This is a genomic window from Paenibacillus sp. J22P90, assembly GCF_059692195.1.
Genome location: NZ_JCAUAY010000002.1, coordinates 219,348 through 242,753 on the forward strand (window position 1 = coordinate 219,348; position 23,406 = coordinate 242,753).

Annotated in this window: 19 protein-coding genes; 10 read left to right on the forward strand and 9 right to left on the reverse strand. The window is 41.3% G+C overall.

What is annotated here, in order from left to right; translation table 11 throughout:
* The first annotated feature begins 158 nt into the window (after positions 1 to 158).
* Positions 159 to 1,697 carry a response regulator transcription factor gene (locus AC58UX_RS05795; protein ID WP_497250406.1) on the forward strand — a complete coding sequence of 513 codons (1,539 nt, stop codon included), beginning with the start codon at positions 159 to 161 and terminating at the stop codon, positions 1,695 to 1,697.
* The gene (locus AC58UX_RS05800) at positions 1,694 to 3,475 is read left to right on the forward strand and encodes a cache domain-containing sensor histidine kinase (RefSeq protein WP_497250408.1); all 1,782 of its coding nucleotides are present in this window, start codon (positions 1,694 to 1,696) and stop codon (positions 3,473 to 3,475) included. Before AC58UX_RS05795 ends, AC58UX_RS05800 begins: the two co-directional genes overlap by 4 nt.
* A 44-nt stretch (positions 3,476 to 3,519) precedes the next feature.
* On the opposite strand, the gene AC58UX_RS05805 is transcribed toward AC58UX_RS05800, so the two are convergent.
* Positions 3,520 to 7,242, reverse strand: a complete 3,723-nt coding sequence (locus tag AC58UX_RS05805) for an OmpL47-type beta-barrel domain-containing protein (protein WP_497250410.1) — start codon at positions 7,240 to 7,242, stop codon at positions 3,520 to 3,522.
* A 347-nt stretch (positions 7,243 to 7,589) separates the two neighbouring features.
* Here AC58UX_RS05805 and AC58UX_RS05810 point away from each other — a divergent pair, with 347 nt between their 5' ends.
* The 3 genes from AC58UX_RS05810 to AC58UX_RS05820 are packed head-to-tail and all read left to right on the forward strand — an operon-like array spanning position 7,590 to position 9,046.
* Complete coding sequence (locus tag AC58UX_RS05810) at positions 7,590 to 7,943, forward strand: thioredoxin family protein (RefSeq protein WP_497252083.1); 354 nt, start codon at positions 7,590 to 7,592, stop codon at positions 7,941 to 7,943.
* Between the two features lie 43 nt (positions 7,944 to 7,986).
* Positions 7,987 to 8,535 carry a pyridoxamine 5'-phosphate oxidase family protein gene (locus AC58UX_RS05815; RefSeq protein ID WP_497250412.1) on the forward strand — a complete coding sequence of 183 codons (549 nt, stop codon included), beginning with the start codon at positions 7,987 to 7,989 and terminating at the stop codon, positions 8,533 to 8,535.
* 31 nt (positions 8,536 to 8,566) lie between these two features.
* Complete coding sequence (locus tag AC58UX_RS05820; protein ID WP_497250414.1) at positions 8,567 to 9,046, forward strand: DinB family protein; 480 nt, start codon at positions 8,567 to 8,569, stop codon at positions 9,044 to 9,046.
* A 63-nt stretch (positions 9,047 to 9,109) separates the two neighbouring features.
* Here the strand turns inward: AC58UX_RS05820 and msrB are convergent, their stop codons facing one another.
* From msrB to AC58UX_RS05860, 8 genes are all read right to left on the reverse strand, one after another.
* Entirely contained in the window at positions 9,110 to 9,571 is a 462-nt protein-coding gene (gene msrB / locus AC58UX_RS05825) for a peptide-methionine (R)-S-oxide reductase MsrB (RefSeq protein WP_497250416.1), read from the reverse strand.
* A gap of 6 nt (positions 9,572 to 9,577) precedes the next feature.
* Positions 9,578 to 10,585 carry a peptide-methionine (S)-S-oxide reductase MsrA gene (msrA, locus tag AC58UX_RS05830; protein ID WP_497250418.1) on the reverse strand — a complete coding sequence of 336 codons (1,008 nt, stop codon included), beginning with the start codon at positions 10,583 to 10,585 and terminating at the stop codon, positions 9,578 to 9,580.
* Positions 10,586 to 10,705: 120 nt separating this feature from the next.
* Entirely contained in the window at positions 10,706 to 11,194 is a 489-nt protein-coding gene (locus AC58UX_RS05835; protein WP_497250420.1) for a hypothetical protein, read from the reverse strand.
* Positions 11,195 to 11,219: 25 nt separating this feature from the next.
* Complete coding sequence (locus tag AC58UX_RS05840) at positions 11,220 to 11,885, reverse strand: response regulator transcription factor (protein ID WP_497250422.1); 666 nt, start codon at positions 11,883 to 11,885, stop codon at positions 11,220 to 11,222.
* Positions 11,882 to 13,120 (reverse strand): sensor histidine kinase, encoded by a 1,239-nt coding sequence (locus AC58UX_RS05845; RefSeq protein WP_497250424.1) that lies wholly within the window; start codon positions 13,118 to 13,120, stop codon positions 11,882 to 11,884. Before AC58UX_RS05845 ends, AC58UX_RS05840 begins: the two co-directional genes overlap by 4 nt.
* A gap of 128 nt (positions 13,121 to 13,248) precedes the next feature.
* Complete coding sequence (locus AC58UX_RS05850; protein ID WP_497250426.1) at positions 13,249 to 13,416, reverse strand: hypothetical protein; 168 nt, start codon at positions 13,414 to 13,416, stop codon at positions 13,249 to 13,251.
* Positions 13,416 to 14,612 carry an epoxide hydrolase family protein gene (locus AC58UX_RS05855; RefSeq protein WP_497250428.1) on the reverse strand — a complete coding sequence of 399 codons (1,197 nt, stop codon included), beginning with the start codon at positions 14,610 to 14,612 and terminating at the stop codon, positions 13,416 to 13,418. The genes AC58UX_RS05850 and AC58UX_RS05855 overlap by 1 nt, the downstream gene beginning before the upstream one ends.
* 267 nt (positions 14,613 to 14,879) lie before the next feature.
* Positions 14,880 to 17,243 carry an EAL domain-containing protein gene (locus AC58UX_RS05860; RefSeq protein ID WP_497250430.1) on the reverse strand — a complete coding sequence of 788 codons (2,364 nt, stop codon included), beginning with the start codon at positions 17,241 to 17,243 and terminating at the stop codon, positions 14,880 to 14,882.
* 221 nt (positions 17,244 to 17,464) lie between these two features.
* On the opposite strand from AC58UX_RS05860, the gene AC58UX_RS05865 reads away from it, so the two are divergent.
* The 5 genes from AC58UX_RS05865 to AC58UX_RS05885 all read left to right on the forward strand — a co-directional run bounded on the left by AC58UX_RS05865 (position 17,465) and on the right by AC58UX_RS05885 (position 23,361).
* A complete protein-coding gene (locus AC58UX_RS05865; RefSeq protein ID WP_497250432.1) occupies positions 17,465 to 18,004 on the forward strand; it encodes a CGNR zinc finger domain-containing protein in 540 nt (179 codons plus the stop codon).
* Between the two features lie 153 nt (positions 18,005 to 18,157).
* The gene (locus AC58UX_RS05870; RefSeq protein ID WP_497250434.1) at positions 18,158 to 19,609 is read left to right on the forward strand and encodes a spore germination protein; all 1,452 of its coding nucleotides are present in this window, start codon (positions 18,158 to 18,160) and stop codon (positions 19,607 to 19,609) included.
* A gap of 11 nt (positions 19,610 to 19,620) precedes the next feature.
* Positions 19,621 to 20,715, forward strand: a complete 1,095-nt coding sequence (locus AC58UX_RS05875; RefSeq protein ID WP_497250436.1) for a GerAB/ArcD/ProY family transporter — start codon at positions 19,621 to 19,623, stop codon at positions 20,713 to 20,715.
* Positions 20,705 to 21,802: a Ger(x)C family spore germination protein gene (locus tag AC58UX_RS05880; RefSeq protein WP_497250438.1), complete on the forward strand. Its 1,098-nt coding sequence runs from the start codon at positions 20,705 to 20,707 to the stop codon at positions 21,800 to 21,802. Before AC58UX_RS05875 ends, AC58UX_RS05880 begins: the two co-directional genes overlap by 11 nt.
* A gap of 140 nt (positions 21,803 to 21,942) precedes the next feature.
* Positions 21,943 to 23,361 carry a golvesin C-terminal-like domain-containing protein gene (locus AC58UX_RS05885; protein WP_497250440.1) on the forward strand — a complete coding sequence of 473 codons (1,419 nt, stop codon included), beginning with the start codon at positions 21,943 to 21,945 and terminating at the stop codon, positions 23,359 to 23,361.
* Positions 23,362 to 23,406 lie beyond the last annotated feature (45 nt).

Genomic DNA, 23,406 nt, shown 5'->3' on the forward strand with positions numbered 1-23,406 from the left:
TCTCATTATAGGAATGAGGAAAAGGAAATTCTATACAAGTTTCTTCCGAAACATATTCCAAATGAACGATCCTTTTCCGAGGTCATTGTTTATTTGAGCTATACGTTTTACAATACATTTGGTAAGACTTGGCGTTCAGAAAGGTGGCAACGCTTGCAATGTACAACATACTACTTGTAGACGATGAAAAAATTGAGCTCGAGATGCTAGCCGATTACGTTCGTTGGGGAGACATGGGCATTCGTGTCGCTGGGACCGCGAAGAATGGCAGAGAAGCGCTTCAACGCATGGAAGAGCTTCGACCTGATATCATATTAACGGATGTCCGTATGCCGATTATGGACGGACTGGAATTCAGCAGGCGGGCTAAACAGATGAATCGCAATGTCCAGATCATTTTCCTAAGTGGGCACGATGAGTTTCACTATATTAAAGCAGCACTATCTGTGGAAGCGATCGGCTATTTGTTGAAGCCTCTCGACGTGGGAGAGCTCCAGCATTTAATGGAGAAAGTCAAACAGAAATGTGAAGAATTGCGGATTTCCTCCCAAACTTCGGAAGTACTAAAGGAATCCTATCTGCGGGAGCTGCTCTTGGAAAGTAGTCCCGTGATTAGATCTCAATGGATCGAGAAACTGTTATTGCTGCCATCTCTGATACCATCGGGCGGTCTTTTTCAAATGCTATATATAACGGTTGACCCTGTTAGCAATTATAGTGTAGAGCTCGTGACACTCATCCGCAATTACGCGCAGGCGGAAATCCCCCATTCCTTTCTCTGTCCAATCAAAGAAGGAACTTTCGTATTCCTCTGTCACAAGCTTGATACAGCGTCAATAGAGCTTTACCAAGCATCAGAGCAGCTGATTCGGTATGTTAACGACAGAAACGACGCCATCCTTTCAATCGGTGTATCCGACGTTCGTATGGGCTTGGATAGCCTATATGAATTAGTAGTAGGCGCCAAACGAGCGAATGAAAGCAAATTTTATTTCGGTTTGGGATCGTGTACATTGGCCGATCAAGCTGTCGTGCCCGTGTACAAAGAGGTGAACCCTGAACCGGCAATTGCATCACTTTGTCATGCCATTTCCCACTTGCAAGAAGCTACAAGTATCACCGTAATTCAAGACTTCTTTGAAGAAATGCGCACCTCGAAAGTTGACCGAGATCTCGTTTGCTCAAGCTCACTGCGCCTTATTACGGCCATAGAGCAGCATTTTGCCAATTTAATCGGAGGTGACTCCGTCAATTCCATGTATGTCGATGACTGGAAGCGAATCGCTAATTATTCAACCATAAATGAAATCGAAGATCACATCCTGGCTGTCTGCCATTCCATCCTCACCCTAATGAAGGACAAGGACAAAGACAAAAATCTCCATATCATTCATCAAATCACTAGTCTTATCGACCGCAGTTTCAGCAGACAATTAACCATCGAGGATATCGCTAAACAAGTGTATTTATCACCTAATTACGTACGAACCTTATTTAAGGAAAAAACAGGAGAAACGATATTGGAATATATGACTCGTGTACGGATTCATCATGCTGCTGAATTGCTAAAAGATAAATCCAAAAAAATCCATGAGATTGCTGCATCCGTTGGCTACGAAAACGTCTCTTATTTTTGCTCCGTATTTCAGAAGTTTAAAGGAACGACACCCAATGAATACAGGAAAAAGCTTTTATGAAACAGGGACGATTGCCACTGCCACTCCGGTTTGTAGTCAAAACATTTCTAAATCTCAATTTGAACCGTAAATTATTCGCCGTCTTTTGCATTGTTTCGATCTTACCGTTATTGTTTTTCGTCAAATATTCCTATGACACCACCAAACAGGAGTTAACGACGCAAATCTACGCCAATATGATTGCAACGACCGATCAAATTAACACAAACTTGGAAACAAAGCTTGATTCCTATTCGAAAATATCTGCTTCCATTTATTTGGATAATACGCTGCGTCTTCTATTGATCAAAGATTACAGCGAAAACGAAACAGAGTACTTGGATTCCTATATTTACTTCAATAATGTGATGAAAAATGTATTGGCAACGAATCCCGATATTCGGGCGGCATCCATCTACATAAGCAATACAACATTCCCTGCGGATAGCGTGTATATTAAGCGAATTGATTCGGCGGCACAAGCCACCAATTGGTACGCGTCTATCGCCAACTCTCATGGCAATGTGACATACAGCGTTTCCGCAACTACAAATGCCGCCGAGCCTGTATTCACGCTGGCGCGTTTGCTCAATAACAACAGCCTTAACTATCCTTACGGTATACTTACGTTCGATATTGCCGAAGCCGACATCTATCGGCTCATGGAAAAGGAAGATAAACAAAAAGATATTTATATCGTCAACGAGAACGGCAATATTTTATCCAACCGCAATAAAACGTTTCTGAATCAAAATATCAACACTTTAATCCCCGGTCATTTCGGCAAGAACGAATCAGGAAGCTTCGACAGCATGTACAATGGCGAGAAATCGCTGGTCGTTTACAACACGATTAAAAATGGCTGGAAAACGATTTCCGTTATTCCCTACAAGAGCTTCATTACGAACGCTCAAAAAGCATCCAAACGAATTCTACTCATAGCTTTGAGCAGTATAGCGATCTCTGTTGTCTTAATTTATATAACCTCACGCTTCTTTACCAAACGAATCGAATCCCTGCTTCAAGTGATCCGGCGGGTAGAACGGGAAGATTTTAATGTCAGCATGACGTTTATGGGACATGACGAAATTGGACAGTTATCCTTTGCCTTCCAAAAAATGACGGGTCGCCTGAAAGAATTGATCAACGAGGTCTACAAGAAGGAAATTGCCAAGAAAGAAGCAGAAATGAAAATGCTGCAAGCCCAAATCAATCCGCATTTTTTATATAACACTCTGGCATCCATCTCTGCATTATCCGTTAAGCATGGAGATAACACCATTAATGAAATGGTCTCGCACCTCGCCAAGTTTTACCGAATTTCTTTAAATAAAGGCAAAATGATATTGCCTATCAGTGAAGAAATCAAACTCACGAAATATTACATCGCCATCCAGCAGCGTAGGTTTGATGGACTACTTCGGCTCCACTATGTAATTGACGATTCCGTACTTGTTTATCAGACGGTCAAGCTGTCGCTGCAGCCTTTTGTCGAAAACGCCATCAATCATGCCATTTGGGATGATGAAGTGGGAATTAATATCATCATAAAAGTGTACAAGGATGAGCGCGATATTTATCTGGAAGTAATTGACGATGGCATGGGCATGCGAACTGAAACGCTGGAACGTGCTTTGAATAAAACCGACAACGTCTCGGGGTATGGGATTACCAATGTTGATCAGCGGATCAAATTAGCATTCGGAGACGAATACGGTGTTAGCCTTTATAGTAAGTTCGGCATCGGAACGAAGGCGCAAATTCGTATTCCGCTGCACGGTATTAGTTCGCAAGCATAATGTTGAAACAAAGGGGCTCTTGCTGGAGCCCCTTTTCCTTACAGCTATTTACTGGCCTTTTGGATGAAGTAATCGATGTCAGCAATGAGAATATCAGAAAACTCTTTGGTGATCTTCTTGCCAACGGTTAAAACTTGCACAAACATTCGCAGCGCTTTTAATTGCAGGACAGTCGCTTCCTTATTATGGCTGCGCACAATCGCTTCCACTTTGGCAAGCAGCTCCTTGCCCTTGTCTGAAATGGTGATCGAACCATTCGCAACACCGATATTGATGAGATCCATGAAATGATTGGTATCTATCTGTACCTGAAGCGTATACGTATTCGCCGTCACATTGCCGGCCAGATCTGTCCCGAAGATCTCGATGACATGGTTTCCAACAGCTAAAGACGCAGGTGTAGCTTGAATGGGATTGCCCGAGATTTTCTTATCCAGTTGTAGAGTGCTGTTGCTTATGCCGCTTAACGCATCCGTGATCTGAACCGGCAGGTTCAACGGATCTGTTTGCCAGATTGTTAATGGTTCGCTTATTCGGACAACGGGTGCTGTGCGATCGATGCCCACTGTCACTTGCTTGGCTTCCTCCACATTGCCGTATCGATCCTTCGAACGATAACGAATGTTGTAAATGCCCTCCACGGTTAGCGTTACAGATCCGTTTACCGTTTTCCACTCTCCGCCATTCAGCTGATATTGCGTCAACAATATGCCGGTGCCTCCCGGCTGATCCGCTGCAAAGAATGTCAACTTAATATCTTTGTTGGTAAAGGTTCCGGAACCACTGATCCCCTCTACGACGACGGTTGTCGTAGGAGGAATAGAATCAAGCTGAAGCTTAAACAGTTTAGACTCGGCTGGCTTCAGGGTAATGTCTAGTTTGCCGCTCACCTTATCCTCGGCTCCTGTCCATAAATCAGTTCGAAGATAGCTACTGCTGCCATTCAATCCAGCACGCGCCAGATCAACGGACTTCACCGAAGCGGAAGTACCGCTATAATTGAAGACAGCCACATAATACGTTCCATTGTCATTCAGTACGAAAGTATCGGCAGCATTTGCTCCGGTATTCCCTTCCACCTCTTGGAAAGCTTTACCTAGTAAAGCGACTTGGTTGACTGCCTTATTCGTCAACAATTCTTTCATATAGGTTTGTGCTGTCTCATTATGAACGTCATCCGAATTCAAGAACACCGTGCCCGAAATAACGGCAGAATTTACTCTGCTGCGCGCTTCGTCTATGGAGCTTGCTCTCGACAACGACATATGATCTGGGTCGGTGTACGGGTAAATCGTTCCATTCTGCCACCAACCATAAGTGAGTGAGTTCAGCTCGTATTCGGTTTCACTGATTTTGCCATATACATCACAAGATATTCGACGGCTGTGCGCATACTGACTAGGGAATAACGGCGCAATCGATTCGCTTATGAACATGCTGCCAGCAATAACATGATTCACGTACGCCATCCCCTGATTGTAAGCTTGAATACCAGTAGTCACAGTTGGGTCCGCGTGCTTTCCTTCCAAAGAACCGTGCGTTAAGAAATCCAATTTAATATATGTGAAACCTAAGGACTTAAATTTCCCCAAATAATAATCCATTCGTGCCTTCGTCCCCGGATGAGTCGGATCTAGCGCATAAGCACCATCCAGCGTAGGCAAGATCTTCCCCGCACTATCCCTTAGTACGATGTCTCCGTACGTGTATTGATTGTTCGTTCCCTCAACTGTCTGACTCATATTCGTCCCCCAGAAAACGAAAGGTCCCCAATAAATACCCGCTTGCTGACCATTTTGGTGAATGGTTTTCACCGCATTTTGCAGCTGAGTATCCGATAAATTGTCCCAATAGGAGTCTAAGTTAATGTAGAGTGACCCCTTGTTGTTAAAAGATTTGTTCTGGAGGTGCTCCTTGAAGTAGTTCGACGTATCTATGACATCTTGGTAGGTGAGATTGCTGCCGTAAGCTCCCCAACTGTTCCAGCCTACCGGAACTTCTTGGGCAACAGGTCCTTGAAAGCTTAATGGCGGGGTAAAGACGGCGTTCGCACGTCCGTATTCTTCGAGACCCACACGGTAATCCGCAAAAAAGCCGACAAACACGGTTGGTGATGTTACTTCAGTACCAGAAACGCTGCCGTGAGGCTCCGCATCGTGCGTCACATTGGAAGATGCTCCGCCATACACCGTGAGGTTATTCAATTTATTATTAAACCCGTTCCAAGTAATCCCCGTCTTCCACGTATCATGAGTGACAGAGCCGATCACAAGACCATTTCGATTCGCGTTATCGTAAATAGCCGTTACTTCATATCCTGTGTTCGAGGTGTTGATCGATTGGGCCTTATACCGAATCCAATTATCATTATCAAATGGGACAAATAGCGCTCTGTTATCCGCATAGCTGCCAATATCCACGCCGCCCGTATTGTTCACAACGACAGGTGCTATGGTATTCGTCGTCATGGATGTGGTGTTTACCGCTTTTAACTGAGTCAGAAAGAAGCTCTTTCCTTCATATACGGTATAGATTTGATGAAGTGAAGGTTTACCAGGCGATTCGTTAATTACGGTAAAACGAAGCCCCGTACCGAAACCATCATGAACCGGGACGATTGCAGCATCCGATAACGTATGGTGGGCATAACTCTTGCTTGTGACGAGTTCGCCGCCCAATTGTAAGCTGCTGTATACTCCCTTTACAATTTTGGAATCCCTCCATGAATAATCTGCCAGTCCACTATTCGTATGGTACGTAACGGTTGTCTCACCGTTCGAAAACGTCGCGCCATACGTATAATGCGTTACGGTGATGGCACCGTACTGTTTCGACTCGCCGGGAGCGCCAAGGTTACTGTCGACGTTATCGTCTTCACCAGGATTCGGTTCAACCTTGGGACCGACGACGATTTTATCCAAATCCGGGGAGTAGCCGTTGCCGTCAGCAAACTGGATCGTGTTGCTGCCCGCCACTAAAGCTAAAGTGATAACGTACGTATTCACTGTATGCCAGTCAGGTGTTTTTGGAAAATCATACGTCTCTGAAGATTCACCATTTGCACTGACTTGTACGGAACGCGGATCGCCAGAAATATAAGATACCGTTACTTGATAATTCCCTGTTGAACCTACTTCAACTCCATTAAATTGCAGCGAGCTGCCTTGATACAAATCACCAACTTTTTTACCTTCCGAACAACTGCTGCAATTAGAAATGCTTGCTTTGCCAGCAAGTGTGTTAGCGGGAGCTTCTGCTTCATAGGTTGTAGTTCCAGGATTTTGAGTCACTTTGGAAGCGATTACTATTTTATCAATGTCAGGCGAATACCAATTTCCATCGTCAAACACAATCGTATTCGTGCCGGCCTTCAGTTGAAGCGTGACGTCAAAAGTGCCAACCGTGTTCCAGTCAGCCGTTTTGGGAAAATCGAAGTTTTCCGCACTCCCTCCATTTGCGCGGATGTTCACCGCACGAGGATCGCCGGATATGTAAGAAACCGATACCTTGTAGCTTCCAGCTTCGTTCAAGGTAATGCCATTCAATTGCAGTGAGCTACCTTGATAGAGACCACCTACCTTCTTTCCTCCCGAGCATACGGTGCATTCGGCTACCGAGGCGTTACCGCTTAAAACATTAACTTGGGCTTCTGCTTCATAGGTTTGACTTTCCGCATAAGCTGTTTGAACGCCAACACCCGTGTTGGACGGGAACGTTAAAAACAAAAGCAGAAATACAGCTACCCATTTCATAATCCTTTCTCGCATAAAATCTCTCCTTCTACAATGAATTTACATTCATATCCATTATAGGAATGAAATCGAAGAGATCTCTACACGATTATTTTCAGATATATAACGATAATTAACTGTCTTTGTAAATAACCAGTTAAATACGGATGATCACATTGGTTTAGCGTACAAAATTGTCCTATATTATCATTCCTCAATTCCATACCATTTATGTGAGGCGCATCCGGGCGTAACAATCAAAATAGCCTTTATCTGGTTACTTGTCAAGCATAAAGGTTCATGATATAGTACAACTCGTAACCATTATAAACAATTTAAATAGTTACAAATTGTTGATAAATCTTTAGAGCATAACGAAAACCATTAATTCACAATATAAAGAGAAGGGATTGATAACCATGGAACGGATTCAAACAAAACAACAATTTCAAGAGAAAATCAATGGTGAAGGCTACACGATTATGAAATTCGATGCGACTTGGTGTCATGATTGTAAAAACTTAGACCGTTTTATAGGTGAAATTGTAAACGAACATTCCGATAAGCAATTCTATGCGGTCGATTCCGAGCAATTCGAAGAGCTTACCGAAAAATATGACGTCAGAGGAATTCCAAGTTTGCTGGTATTTAAAAATGGAGAGAAGTTAGCACATCTGCACAGCAAATTTGCAAAGACACCTGCACAAATCAGAGAGTATTTAGATACGATCAATTGATTCGTAACTGAACCCACTACTTGAAAGGCGATGATTTCGTACGATGTTTCCACTTCGCAATGTGAAACGCAGCTCAACAGATGCAGACAAAATCCAGCACTTTCTTAAACAAGCCCAGATTGGATTTCTCGGCCTATGTTCAGAGGATTTCCCTTACGTCATTCCACTCAATTTTTCTTTTCTGAACAACGCCATTTATTTTCATGGGGCCGAAGAAGGAAGAAAAATCACTTATATCGAACAAAACCCGCGAGCCTGTTTCACCGTCAGTGAAAATTACGGAACCATTACGAGCCCTATACCCGCTAAAACGGATACCGCCTTTATGAGTGTTATCATCGAAGGCAACTTGGAGCGTGTAACGGATTTAGACGAAGCGACGGCCGCTATGCAGGTCATGTTGGACAAATATGTGCCAGGCTATTATGATAAGCCGCTGGGGCGGACTCATTTGGATCGGTACGTTTCCCCGCTAGGGAGTAAAACCGCTATCTTTAAATTAAAAGCGGTCGATTTGACGGCCAAAGAGAAGGTAGAAATCCCAGATCGCATGTTTTATAAAGGTAGAGTCGTTCAGAACGACCGGCCGTAAAAATAAATATAACATCGAGGAGCGATATATTATGAAAACAACTATTTTCGAAGAATTGATCAATATAAGAGAACAAACACTGCAAGCATTTGAAGGCCTCACTGAGGATCTCGCGGATCGTATCCCCACTGGTTTTCGCAATCATATCCGTTGGCACCTTGGTCACATCTATTTCGTTACGGAATTCTTAGCGCAATCTCAGCTGAAACTCCCGCTTCATCTGCCAGAAGGGTTTACTGATCGGTTCGTTTCAGGAAAGTCGCCGCTAGACACGTACCCTGCTTCGCTTCCTAATCCGACATTGCAAGAACTGAAAGCTCTGATGACGGATCAGCTGGATAGAATTCGCAAGCAATATCCGATGGATCGCTTGAACGAAGCTGTAGCTGCGATTAATACGTCTACAGGACTCGCTCTAGTAACGCCAGAGCAAGCGCTACGTTATAATCTATACCATGAAGGATCGCACTACGGAACCCTTTCCACGTATAAGAGATTATTGTCCCAGTAACAGCAAAAGAAAGGTACAATCGCTTCCAATGAAGAAGCGATTGTACCTTTTCTGTTTGTTAGCTTATTCACCGCTAAATAGTGCCAGATAGGCTCCATAACCTTTTTCTTCAAGTTCATCTTTCGGAATGAATTTCATAGCTGCAGAGTTCACGCAGAATCGCAATCCAGTCTCGTCTGGTCCGTCATGAAACACATCACCTAAGAAGGAATCCGCATCTCGACTTCTGACTTCGCACCCAGAAAAGAATCCTTTATTTTTCAGAACAACGTTAGTGGACTCCAGTGGCTTTGTAAAACTCGGCCAGCCTGTACGAGCATCGAATTTGTCCTTCGAACTAAACAGCGGCTCACCTGAAACAATATCTACGTAAATACCCTCGGCCTCATTATCCCAGTATTCATTCGCATACGGTCTCTCGTCCACACCATGCTGGGTTACATTATATTGTTGTTTGGTCAACGTTTTTAACTTTTCTTCTTTATTAAAATCGCTATTATATCTTTGATTTGAGTTCGTATTCATTTCTCATCACTCCCACATATTATGGTCAAGATACCGAGGATCGGAGAAGTACTTGTTCATCGTATTCTTTACCGCTGAGCGAACTTTTTTGTAATAGTTCTGATGTTCGTCCTCGGCTTTGTAAAACGTTGATGCAGCAGCAATTTTCGTTACAACGGGTTTAGAAAACTGTTTGGATGCATCCAATTCCTTTCGAGATGCTTCCACGATTTCTTTTTGTTCAGGGCTTGTATAAAAAATGGCGGAATGATCGCCCACATCCGTTGGATCGACGTTTTGCCAGAAATTCTGGAGCAACTCCCCATACGTAATCACATTCGGGTCATAATGAATCTCGACCGATTCAAGATGATCAGACGTTTTGGAAACGACTTTTTTGTAAGTCGGTTTGTCATCTTTTCCACCCGTATAGCCGGTGAATACATCTGTAACGCCGTCGAGATCCCGGAATGAATTTTCCATGTGCCAGAAGCAACCGCCAGCAAAAACAGCCGTTTCGGAAGACGTAACTGAGCTTTCATTAACCTTCGGCAACACATCTTGTGCCTCGATTACATGCGACTTCAGCGATTTGTTCATACCGTAAATGACACCTTGATGGTAGAACACATGCATCGTGGTCGCGTAGATGAGCTCACCGATATTATCGGCATGCAGGAAATTCTCGCTCACGGACTCATCCAGTCTATCGTGTAAGGTTTCAAGGATATAATTGCGGAGTTCTTTCAGATGGGCAATTAATACGTCCCACTCCGGCGGCTCTTCTTTCCAATCCGTAGGTTTCGTACCGTAAGCGAAAAAGGTTTTGTAGCTTTCCGGAAGGACCAAATGCTGCTTGGACAGACCGAGCACTTCCAATTGTGTAATGTAAAGCACATGACCTAGCTGCCAATGCATGTTGTTTTTAAATCCTTCTGGAATGACCCTGCGTTTGTCCGGTGGACACTGACTGCTTACATGTATGAATTGATTTATATGTTTATCCAATAGGCGAAGTGCGAATTCAGCTCTCATATTTGTTCCTCCCTAAATCAGTAGTTCAAAAAACAATTCATTTCATAAAAAGAGCCCGCGGCTAAAATAATGAGAAGAAACACAATGACTAATTTTTTTCGCATATCGGAAAACCCCTTTTCATGAAATTGTGAAATCTTTCATTTTCCCACAATCAAAGAATTCGCGGCAGATAACCAAATGATCAGTCAAGCTCATTGCGTCATTGGTGCTGCTAACCTCATCTATCCTCTTGACCATGGCAGTTGCCTCATCAAACATAATTGCACGCCCCACATAAGTAATCGAATACTCCATGACATAATATCCGTTACCGGTTTCTGTTGACTTATTTAAAATCAAGGTAACATCAGGTGCTGAATCGTCATCGGCTTCGTAAGAATAAATATGGATTTGCCATGTTTTCAAGCAATCAGGACAATCGCAACAATAACAATCATCATGCTTGAATTTGTCCAGTTCAAACCAACCTTTTTTCATCCATTCACTTCCTTTACCCTTATGCCCAAAAAGTATAACATGTATAGATCGTAAACAAAGCTGTGAAAAGTCATGACCTGCATACGAAAAAAGGCAAAACTTTTGATAGATAAGCATGTTAAATTTCATGCTTCTATGCCAAAAGTCATGCCCATCAACCCAATAGATGACGTACTGCAAATAGAGCTACTTGCGTCCTGTCCCGAAGCCCCAGCTTCGCTATTAAACTAGAAACGTGATTCTTCACGGTACCTTCTGTCAGATATAGCATGCCTGCAATTTCTTTATTATTAAGCCCGCGCCCCAATAAGGCGAGCACATCCTTCTCTCGGTCAGTCAATGGACCTAGCTTCTCCGGCTCTGCGTTACTTAGTGCGTGTGCCTGATTGGGAAGCCTATCCGACTCGGCAATTAATTCTTTGAGCATCATCGACGTGATATCGTGTTGAAGCACCGTTCCTCCATTGTACACCGTTTGAATGGCACTGATGATTGCTTCCGAGGGCATATCCTTCAGTAAATAGCCATGAACGCCTTTTTCCAACACCTTCAAAATGAGTTCCGCGTCATCAAAAGTAGTTAAAATCAACACCTTCATCTCTGGATAGTGCTTCAGAATCAAATCCGTACCATCAATGCCATCCATCCCCGGCATTCGAATATCCATCAACACAACATCCGGTTGTAACTCGACGACTTTGGCAAAGGCATCTCTGCCGTCCTCCGCGGTTCCAACCACCTCCATCCCTTGCTCCAAACTAATGATTGTGGCAAGACCGTCACGCATCAGCCGCTGATCGTCGACAATCAGGATTCTCAAGGATGTCCCTCCATTTCTGTTTGCGAATAGGGCAGCTTCACTTCAACAGAAAAGCCTAGTTTCTGATCGATATCAAAATGTACGTCTCCTTTCCACTCCTTCACCCTTTCCTTCATATTCAACAAACCAAACCCCAGATTCAATTCGGTAGGCAAGTCACCATCATTCCGTATGCTTAGTGAAAATTCAGTTTCGGCAAAAGCCAACCCAATGACAGCATGGGTCGCATGACCATGCTTCTGCGCATTCGTAAGCGATTCTTGTACAATTCGATACGCTGTTAGTTGAAGATCTCCTGGGAGGGCAACAGGGGTTCCTTCAACTTCAAGAACCGTTTGAACCTTGGCGAATTGGGTGAACTCTTCTGCTATACGGGTAAGGCTTTCTTCTAATGAAGTTGATGTAATCGATTCGTCGCGTATGGCCCTTACGGAAAGACGTACCTCTTGCAAGGCAGACCTGACTAACTCTTCACATACCATGTAGGTTTGTTCGCTGCGCAATGGATCTATTCGGCTTAGCTTGCGAGCCACTTGCATTTGGACCAACAATGCCGTCAGTTTATGACCTACCGTATCATGGATATCCCGTGCAATGCGTACTCTTTCCCTCGCGGCTGCCCACTCTTCCGACTGGCGTGCATAGGCCTGCAGTTGCTCGTGCGATTGCATCAATTGTGTATACAATTGCATGGTTTCCTTGCTTGCCCTTTGATAAAAATGAATCAAATAGCTGACTATACATGCGAACACAATGAACGAAGAGGAAATAAAATAGCTTGTTTTATCAAATCGTCCGTACATATACCAATCAATGCTGCCCATAGTAATCAAATAGATTACTAATAAACATATACCAGTTAAGATCAGCGTACGGGCCTTCTTTACAAACATGCAAATCGCTAAAGCCGTAATGCCGTTAAATAAATGATTAGGGATTTGGCCTCCGATATATACATAGCCATATGAAGCAGTTAACAGAAAATCGATGATTAAGAGGAACAAGAGCCACTGCTTTTTCATTCTGGCGTAAAATAAATTCACGAAAAGAAATACGAATAACGAAAGTACAACAAAACTTAATCTCCAGAAGATCGCCATCGCGTTTTCAAAATAAAACATCCCTGTCAGCACGACATCATAAACGAGCTTGAGCCCGAACAGCCACCTTAACGAAGCAGGATTCTTCCAGACCATATCCGTAACTTTCGGGATCATCGATAACTCCCTTCTCATGTGACGCCATGTAAGGGAATTCCCCTCTATTGATATAGTCTTAACCAGAACGCGATCTCCTATTAATGCCATACACAAAAAGACTCGCAGCATGGGGCTGCGAGTCTCCAATTTAATACGATTATTTCTTAATGTATCGCCTGTTGTTTGTTATGTTGTTGGCTCCACCACGCATCACTAAAGCCGCGGGTATAAGCGATATAAAACATAGCTTCCATTTCTGGTGTAATGCCTGGGTACTTTTTGATTAAATGAACTAAACGTGATTCCATAAGCTCTTTTTCTGCTGGATCCATTAGCGTAACGCCTTGAATGCTGTGCGAAGTTCTGAAGTCACGTACTCTGGCTGCTCCCAAGCTGCGAAATGTCCGCCCTTAGGAAGTTTATTGTAGTGGATCAGATTCGGATAAGCTTTCTCTGCCCAGCTCTTCGGTGCTTCATACAGCTCATCTGGATAGACGCTTACGGCAACCGGAAGTTTGACGCCTTTGACGCCGAAGAAGGAAATGCCAGCTTGCCCATTCTCCCAATAGATACGGGAAGCGGATACGCCTGAATTCGTAAACCAGAAGAGAGAGATGTTGTCAAGAACGTCGTCGCGCGTTATGCCTTCTTGGACGCCCGCGAAAGATCTCGCGATCAAGGCAAGACTTTTCCAATCGTGGTCAAGCATAAACGTTGCCAAACCGATAGGTGAATCTACCAATCCAGTCAGCGTCTGCGGGCGAGTTCCCATCATGGATGCGTAGGCGAATTTATTTTCGAGAACTTGCGCACAAGCTCTCTTCTCTTCGTCGGAGAGACCGGATGGCAGCGGGTTGCCAGACCAAATCGCCGCGTCAGCGTCTTGCGGAATGACCCCAGCCATGTTGGTGTGAAGGCCGATCAATCCTTTGGGCTCCTGAACACCCATGAAATCAACGACAATCGCCCCCCAGTCACCGCCATGCGCCACATATTTCGTATATCCAAGGCGAGTCATCAGCTCTCCATAAGCTTTCGCGATGCGTTTAGGATCCCATCCGGTTGTGGTCGGCTTGCCTGAGAACCCGTAACCAGGCATCGATGGAATAATCACGTGGAAAGCATCCGCTTCACTTCCGCCAAACGCTGTAGGGTTGGTTAGTGGTTCAACAAGCTTCATCTGCTCGAAGATCGAACCTGGCCAGCCGTGTGCAATAACGATCGGCATCGCATTGTCATGCTTCGAACGAACGTGGATGAAATGAATATCAAGACCATCAATCTTGGTAATGAAGTGAGGCATGGCGTTAATCTTCGCCTCAACCTTGCGCCAGTCGTAATTATTCGCCCAATAACGAGCAAGTTCCTGAATCGTTGCTAGCTGTACGCCTTGCGATTGATCCGTGACCGTTTCCTTCTCAGGCCATCTTGTCGCGTTAATACGTCTACGAAGTTCAATAATTTCGTCCTCCGGGATGTTGATATGAAATGGACGAATGGCGTTGTTCTCAGTACTGGTTTGTGTCATTTTTGTAATCTCCTTTTGATTGGTTTTGGTTTTTTTGCGTGGATATCGTTAGCTAAGACCGTGATCACAACGGACATGAATAGCACATTTAGGAACTTATCATAGAAAAAGAAGTAATGATTCCACTCGGATCATACGATCCCTCCGCAAAATAAGTAACCATCTATTTATTGTTTGTTGGTTACAAAACGTAATATAGCACGCACCAAAACAAAATGCAAGTAACCCTCTAAAATTATTTAGAGGGTTACTTGCATAAAGTCTCCTTTAAGATGACATCTTATTTATTCCTTTTACTAATAAGGTTTCAAACTCATGTCCTGGAATAGGCTTGCTATACCAGTACCCTTGTACTTCATAACATCCAAGACCTGACAATACGTTGACTTGACTTTCACTTTCAACGCCTTCAGCAATGACATGTAAGTTCAAACTGTGTGACATCGAAATAATCGCCTCAACGATTTTTAGATCGCTATTACTATTCATCATATTTTGAACAAAAGATTGGTCTATCTTCACTGTGTCAATTGGCAATTTGCTTAAATAATGAAGTGATGAATGACCTGTTCCAAAATCATCAATTGAAATATGAATACCCATGCTCCTCAACTCATTTAGAATTATATGGGTATATTTAAAATCTAAAATACTCATATTTTCTGTAATTTCGAGCTCAAGATATTTAGCAGGAAGTCCTGTTTCGCTTAACACATGTTCAATCATTTTTATCAAATCTCTTTGTTTTAGCTGAGGGGTTGAGATATTAACAGAGATTCGTAAAGGAGGATAACCCAAATCTAACCATCTTTTATTTTGCTTGCACGCTGCACGTAACACCCATTCACCAATGGGATTAATTAATCCTGTTCTTTCGGCTATTGGAATAAAGTCATTAGGTGGTATCCATCCCTTATCTGGATGGTTCCAGCGAATTAATGTTTCTAATCCAGTAATCGCACCAGTTATTGTGTTGACTTTAGCTTGATAGTAAAGTAAGAAATCCTCATTCTTCAATGCATTTTCCATCTCTTTTTTCAGAGTAAGCTCATTTTGATTAGGTTTTTCATCGCCAATTGTAAAAAATTTATATTTTTGGTTCCATTGATCTTTCGCCCAATACATAGCCGCGTCGGCCTTTTTAATTAAATTATCTATGTTATTTCCGTGAAGGGGATACATACTAATTCCAATTCTTGGACTAATTTGGATTTCACAGTCTTTGATTGGGATTGGTTTTTGCAGTTCTTGAACCATATTCCGTACTATTTTAGTCGTATCTTCGACAGTGGTTCCTGGGATTAGAATTGTAAATTCATCCCCACCAAAGCGGGAAACCAAATGAGCATCCTTTACGACAGCTGTTAGTCGCATAGCCAAACTTTTTAACAATAAATCACCGGCTTCGTGCCCGATCGTATCATTAACCAATTTAAACTCATCTATGTCCATAAACAAAACAGCTATCTGTTCCCTTTCTACTTTTGCCCTTTCCATATACAGGGTAAACTTCTCAACAAAAAGGTTGCGATTAGGCAGGTTGGTTAGCGCATCATGATAAGCTAAGTGAATAATTTTTTGTTCATATTGTCTACGTTCCATTTCTGCTTGAGCACGCGATGAAAAGATTTTCAATAATGATTCTGCTAATGAACTATTCTCAATTGTGCTATGGTGCATAAATGCAAATATCCCTAGAATATGACCTTTTGAATCCATTAACGGAATCCCCATGTAACTCTCAACGTTTAATTCAATTAACATCTTGTCAAAAGGGAACCTCTGTTGAACTCCTGTGGGATAGGAACGGAACCCATTCTTCAAATTTTCGCAAGGTGTATTAGCTAAACTATATTCAATATTTCCAACGATTTCTCCCCGGTTCCACAAAGCAATGGTTTTAGTTTTATTATCACCAATCCATTCGCCAATGAAGGCGTAATCCACATTTAACATTTTAGCGGTATACTGCACTAAAGATTGAAAAAACACTTCACCCACTTGTGCTGATACAACTTTCGAAATATCTGATATTGCGTTCTCTAATCTTTCATTTTCCGTGACGTCTTTGGCAATGTAATACAGACCCGTAATTCTTTGATTTACAACAATAGGAACTGTTTTTGCCACTATTTTAATACGATTACCATTCTTATGAATGAAATGTAAGGAATCTTGTTGTGCTTCACCCTTTTTAGCTTTTTCCAAACCTTCAAGGTGATCTTTCAAATCTTCTTTAGAAAAAAACATCTGAACGGATTTACCTACAATTTCATCAGCTTCATAACCAGATATTCGTTCTGCTATTGAATTAACGTTAATGATCATTCCATCAAGATCCAACATCACTACTGCATCCTGATTATTTTCAAATAAAGATTTATATTGTTGTTCTCTACTTACTAATTCTGCTTCATTTTCTTTATATTTTTGATAATAAAATTTGCTTTTATCAAATTGCTTTCCGATCCACCAACCTATGATTACATAAAGAATTGTTACCGACAGAGAGATAATGAAGCGTTTCCATCCACCTACATAAGAACCATTCATCGTGTACGAATAAATACTCCAACCTATCGCACTTAAGCTAACTAGTATTGCGGAAATGATTCTAGCTGTGTATCCCAAAGTAATACCACCTGTCTCTTAAGTTAATAATATTAAGGGTTATTTTACCATAATTTAATCGAATATTGTCGTTTTATGTAAAATATAAAAGACGCTCCTCGTCATGCTGAGGATCTTCTTAGCCGTTAAGTCACTAGCTAAGTAATGATTTGGGTGTTACAATAAAGTCATTCCTCACATGAAAACAAGGGAGTTGCGGCGCGATGTTATGGGACGATTTTTTGAGAAGTGACTATCACGACTGGAGAGGCAGCGGTCATTCTGAAGACCGACTGGACAAGCCAGGATGGTTGGAACAATGGCTGTCTATCCACAATCTTCCCTATCCGGGCACTCCGTCCGCGGAAGAACTTGAAGATCTCAGACGGTTGAGGGGGCTTATGCTTCGAATCGTCCAAAAGTCAACGGCAATCGAGCCCGCAGATCCCGTCGATCTCGAGGGACTTAACCGGGCATTATCGGGTGTACCCATGATTTTGCACATTTCTCAATCGGATTCTGGTTATCGTTTGGAATCCACTCTTTTACAAGCAGATTGGTCCCGAATTAGAGCCGAGGTAGCCGCTTCGTTCAGCCGTATACTCTCAGAAGGCGAGCCCTCCCGCTTACGTATCTGCGAGAATCCGGATTGCCGAGTGGTTTACTACGATGAAACCCGCAACCGTACCAAACGCTTCTGCGACGATAAAGTCTGTGGCAACTTAATGAAAGTTCGAAGATTCCGTGCACGTCAAAAAGCCGCGAAAACGAGCGATTTGTAAGTATATTCATATGAAAGAAGCAGTCCCAACATAAGGGGACTGCTTTTTTCTTTTACATTGCAATTTTGACATTATACATATTTAGAGGATTTATGTTCCATATTATTAATTAAGTTGACTCCAAAGGAAGGAACTTAAATGAAACACTTTCGAATGAAAATCAAAAAAAATATCCAAAAGGATACGGAGTCTTCTAATCCACATCCTGCTAATCTTGAAAAGACACTTGCCAATTTCGAGGATAGTTTTGACCTTGTTCACCGTTCATTTCATCAAAATAATATTCACATTATATATTTAAGTTCATTGGTGGATTCCAGCACGTTAGAGAGAGAAATACTTTCACCATTAAGAGAAATGTCATTCCATGATTTCGAAAAATCGTTACAACAGTCTATTTTTAAACGTGTAAATAATCAAGAGAAAGTCGTACAAGGCATATTAGACGGCAATGTGACCATGTTAACTGGGGAATATACCTATTTAATAAATGTGTCTGGATTCGAAGAACGTGCCATTTCACAATCTGAAACAGAAACTGTCATCAGTGGGCCACATGACTCTTTTAATGAGGCTTTAAAAACGAATATATCGTTGATTAGAAGAAGAGTCAGAAGTGCTCGCTTAAAAATGATTACGCTATCTGTCGGGGAAATTTCGAGAACAAAAGTTCTAATCATCTATATTGAAGGTCTTGCAAAAATGGATGTAGTTCATCAGCTGAAAGAAAGGATTCATTCGATTAAAGTTGATTCCATAACGGACTCCAACATTTTGGTTCAAATGTTAGATGATCATAAAAATTCGCCATTCCCTCAATTTTATACTACGGAAAGGCCGGATATTGCTGTGACAAAACTATATGCTGGAAAGGTAATTGGACTTGTCGATGATAGTCCAAACATTTTTTGTACACCTTCCGGTTTCTTTGATTTTTTCGAGTCACCAGATGACTATAATATGCGTTGGAGCATAGGAACAGCGGTTAGGATTCTGCGATACTTCGCTTTATTTATTACCTTAATACTCACAGCTTTTTATGTCTCTATCTGTACGTTTCATTACGAAATGATTCCACAATCGCTTCTACAAAGCCTTATGCAATCTAGAAGCAGAGTGCCCTTTCCTCCTTTCGTTGAAGCTATGTTTTTAGAAATAGTCATTGAACTTTTAAGGGAGGCGGGTGCAAGACTGCCTACAAAAATCGGTCAAACAATTGGGGTAGTAGGCGGTATTGTGATCGGTCAAGCAGCTGTTGAAGCTGGGGTTACCAGTAATATCTTAATCATTGTTGTTTCTGTATCTGCCATAGCTTCATTCATAGTACCAAGTTATATCATGAGTGCTTCCGTTAGGATCGTTCGGTTCCTATTTATTGTAATGGCAGGATTTTTGGGTAATATCGGTATCTTCTTCGCATTAGGAATCGTAGTCATCCACTTAACTGGGTTATCAAATTTATCAACACCTTATATTAAGCCTCTTTCTTCGGCTATCTTCAAAAACTGGTCGAAGAGTATTTTGAGAGGGCTTTTTTATAAATTGAATAAGGGGCAACCAGCACATTCTTTGATGCAAAACGATCGTGAGAATGAGAGGAATTAATGGTGACAATAATGAAAGAACGGCTCCATCCACTTCAACTGTCTTTACTAATCTATAGCATCCAAAATAGCCTTGTCTTGTATACATTACCTCGAGTAGCTGCCGAATATTTTGGCACAAATGGCTGGTTAAGTATTATTTTCATTTTCGTGCTCGTTAATATAAATATTACGATGATTGCAATAAGTTATAAGCTGGGTAAAGGAAGATCAATCTTTGAAATCATTGAAGCAATAGTTCCCAAATGGCTAATGGCCCCCTTCTATTTGTTTATCATTTGTGTTTGGATTGGAATGGCAAGCATGATTATGAGGGAATATATCTTCATCATGAAAATAATGTTTTATCCAACATTACCTGCCATATATTTCGTCATATTCTTTACACTTCTTAGTTTTCTATTATTAAGGGGGGGATTCCACCATATCGCTAAAGCAGTTGTGGTGTTATTCTTCTTCGTGATTCCAATGATTTTTTTGCTTTTTTATCTTCTTCCAGAAATGGAGTTTTCTCGTTTCACGCCTTTCATTTTTAAAGGAGAAACAAATTTTTTCAAGGGGACTCTTCATGTTTATTCAGCATTTTTAGGTATTGAAGTTTCCATGCTTTTTTTTCCTATGGTAGATAATAAATGGACGAAAACAATTTATATTGGAAATATGATCTCAACGGCTACCAATTTACTTGTCACCTTTATGTGCTTTGGCTTTTTTAGCTTCAATCAAATACTAAATGATCTATACCCCACCATGACATTGTTTGAATATACAGAAGTATCTTTCCTTTCACGAGCCGAAAATCTTTGTTTTTGTGTTTTTGCCTTCAAGGTATTATCAACAACTGTCATCTATTACTGGGGAGCTCAGCAATTTTTTGGGAACATGGTGAAAAGTGTAAAACCTACTGTTTGGATAATTACCATAGTAGCAATCGGTTTTATTCTTGCATTAATTCCAAATTCTTTGCTAGATGTCAAAAAATGGTTGGACTTCTTGAGTAATTGTTCAATCGGAATTGCTTGGGCATTACCTATAATCGTATTATGCAGCCTGTCTATTCAAATTCTTAAAAAAAAGATGCCTAGGGAGACAGATCATGCAAAATAAAACACTTGTAATGATCGTAATATGCTGTTTGTTATTAACAGGTTGTGCAGAAAGTAATGTTATTGAAGAATTAGCAGTACTTGAAGCTTGTGCATACGATTTGTCGGAAAGTGATGAAAATCCAATTACAACAACAGTCCTTTTTCCCACTGTGTCTAAAGAAGGAATGGTTAATACAACGACTCTTACTGCTAATGGTAAATCCGTTCATGATACTTTCCTTAAAATTCAAAACTTAACCAATTTAAAGCTAGTTGGCGGACAGGGTACGATTCTCTTTGGTGAGGAACTATTGAAAAAAGGTCTTATCAATGTTGTGAAGACATTTACAAGGGATCCAGAAATTGGAACTCGCGTTAAATTTGCTATCGTGGAGGGACATTCAGGGAGATTACTTAAAAAAAAGTTACCCTCTGTCGAAGATAATGCTGAGTTTCTTTACACGTTCTTGGAGAAAGCGGGCAAACAAAATAAAGCTTTATTTACAAATCAATATCGTTTTTTAAGAGATTATTATGACGACGGTATTGATCCGGTACTGCCCGTTTTTTCATATGAAGGCGATAACATTGAGTTAAGTGGATTGGGAATTTTCAAAAAAGATCAATATGTTACACGCCTAACATTGAGTGAAACACAGATCCTTAATTTATTAATGGGTGACATCAAAAATGGCAGATTAATGATTAATATGAATACGGAAGAATCAGGAGAAAATTATCAGCTTTTGCTAAATGGGATTAATTCTAAAAATGCTAAAAAAATGAACAAAGAAAATATGTCGGTCGAAGTCATCTTAGATTTAAAAGGAAGCGTCCTTGAATACACAGGAACAATGGATATAAGTCAAGAGAAGTATCAAAGAGAATTGGAAAAACAGGTTGAAACATATTTAATAACCTCTTCAGAAAAGCTGTTAACCAAATTGCAAAACTATCAAACAGATCCTATTGGAATAGGAAGGGTGGTACGCAATCATTCATCCTATGAAGCATGGAACAATATGAACTGGAAAATGACCTATTCCAAATTAAATATTAAAGTAAAAGCTAAAATAGATCTGATGAATACGGGAAAATCAAAATGATCATGAGTAAGCCTGATGTGCCGATTCAGACTCCTTACGATTTTGAACCATATATGGAATTTGTGGCGTTACTTGGGTAGCGCCATTCTTTTATAATAAGTTTTGAAAGCGCTTAATAAAATTCATAAGGAGGTTGTATGATGTTGAGAAGGTTACAGTTGAAATTATTTGCAGTGATGGTTATGGTGGTGTGTGCTTTGACAATGCAATTGGGAATGAATTTCCAAGTCGGTAAGGTCTCGGCAGAAATTGCCGGATTTCCGCATCTTACATTTAAAAAGATGCTCATAGACCCGGTTAATGACAATCTCAATTATAATCCAACCGGAGAACTAATATCTCCAACGATTTTCAAAGCAGCCGATTATTTTACAAATCCTTTAGGAACCTACTATATGTATGTAGCGCCACATGATGCCCCAGGCGGAATAAGCCTATTTTACTCAAATAAACTAGATGGTCCGTGGACGGAATATGCAAATAATCCTGTAATAGCGAACAATTGGTCACCCAATTACAATGTTAGTCACGTGTCTTCACCAAATGCGGTATGGATAAGTGAAGAAAATAAAATGTTCCTCTATTTTCATGGAGAAAACACGACAACCAGATATGCTACAACGACTAACGGAATTAACTTTACATATGGGGGTACGGTCATTACTACGGCAATGATTCCGAATGCGACGGAGACTTCCTATGCGAGGGTTTTTGAGTACACGATTCCAAGGTTTAATAATAAGTATACGATGACGTTTATGGTTAATAACACATCTAATGTAAGGAAGTGTTATCTGGCGTATTCCAATGACGCCATAAATTGGACGGTACAAACAACACCACTTGTTTCTGCGAATGCACAGGAAGGTACAAATATTGGTGGTGGGGAATACTTAAATTGGAACGGTGGTCATTATCTTGTATATAATGCGACTTCCGGGAATTCCCATATAACGGAAGTTGGAGCGAATTTCAATTTGGAAAATCATCTTGGCGTGTTTTACGATCCATCACCTACGGGTCCAGAGGCAAACAAGATCGGAGGCGTATCCTTCATAACTGTTGGTGGCGTATTGTATGCCTTTGCGGATATTGGAGGCAGACTTGACGGTAAAATCGCTTATTATAAAAATAGTGATACTGAGGTTATCGTAGATAATTCCCAAGGCAGCCCTTATACAAGCAAAACATCAGGAACATGGACTACTACAACCGGAAGTGCCGGATATTATGGAACGAATTATGAGCATGATGGAAATACCAATAAAGGTGACGCGGCATTCAGATGGATACCAAATCTTCCTTCCGCCGAAAACTATAATGTGTATGTACGATTTACATCTCACGCAAACCGAGCAACAAATGCAAAATATACAGTTTTCTATAATGGGGGTTCAGCCACCTATACGGTCAACCAGACGATCAATGGCGGAACATGGGTTTATCTAGGCAATCATCCTTTTAATGCAGGCCAGAACAGTGCTAACGGTTCAGTAAGATTGGAGAATGCTGGTACTGATGGATTTGTAGCAGCAGATGCTGTTAGATTTGTGAAATAGGACAGATTTATCGAAAGGAAAGAGACCCATTTCTTATTGAAATGG

Bases quoted from the DNA above. Each gene is read 5' to 3' on its own strand.
- AC58UX_RS05870 (WP_497250434.1), top strand. From the start codon at position 18,158: ATGAAAATCAAAAAAAATATCCAAAAGGATACGGAGTCTTCTAATCCA.
- AC58UX_RS05880 (WP_497250438.1), top strand. From the start codon at position 20,705: ATGCAAAATAAAACACTTGTAATGATCGTAATATGCTGTTTGTTATTA.
- AC58UX_RS05835 (WP_497250420.1), bottom strand. From the start codon at position 11,194: ATGAAATTTAACATGCTTATCTATCAAAAGTTTTGCCTTTTTTCGTAT.
- AC58UX_RS05850 (WP_497250426.1), bottom strand. From the start codon at position 13,416: ATGGATCCAGCAGAAAAAGAGCTTATGGAATCACGTTTAGTTCATTTA.
- AC58UX_RS05805 (WP_497250410.1), bottom strand. From the start codon at position 7,242: ATGCGAGAAAGGATTATGAAATGGGTAGCTGTATTTCTGCTTTTGTTT.
- AC58UX_RS05815 (WP_497250412.1), top strand. From the start codon at position 7,987: ATGTTTCCACTTCGCAATGTGAAACGCAGCTCAACAGATGCAGACAAA.
- AC58UX_RS05820 (WP_497250414.1), top strand. From the start codon at position 8,567: ATGAAAACAACTATTTTCGAAGAATTGATCAATATAAGAGAACAAACA.
- msrB (WP_497250416.1), bottom strand. From the start codon at position 9,571: ATGAATACGAACTCAAATCAAAGATATAATAGCGATTTTAATAAAGAA.
- AC58UX_RS05855 (WP_497250428.1), bottom strand. From the start codon at position 14,612: ATGACACAAACCAGTACTGAGAACAACGCCATTCGTCCATTTCATATC.
- msrA (WP_497250418.1), bottom strand. From the start codon at position 10,585: ATGAGAGCTGAATTCGCACTTCGCCTATTGGATAAACATATAAATCAA.
- AC58UX_RS05800 (WP_497250408.1), top strand. From the start codon at position 1,694: ATGAAACAGGGACGATTGCCACTGCCACTCCGGTTTGTAGTCAAAACA.
- AC58UX_RS05875 (WP_497250436.1), top strand. From the start codon at position 19,621: ATGAAAGAACGGCTCCATCCACTTCAACTGTCTTTACTAATCTATAGC.
- AC58UX_RS05885 (WP_497250440.1), top strand. From the start codon at position 21,943: ATGTTGAGAAGGTTACAGTTGAAATTATTTGCAGTGATGGTTATGGTG.
- AC58UX_RS05795 (WP_497250406.1), top strand. From the start codon at position 159: ATGTACAACATACTACTTGTAGACGATGAAAAAATTGAGCTCGAGATG.
- AC58UX_RS05845 (WP_497250424.1), bottom strand. From the start codon at position 13,120: ATGAGAAGGGAGTTATCGATGATCCCGAAAGTTACGGATATGGTCTGG.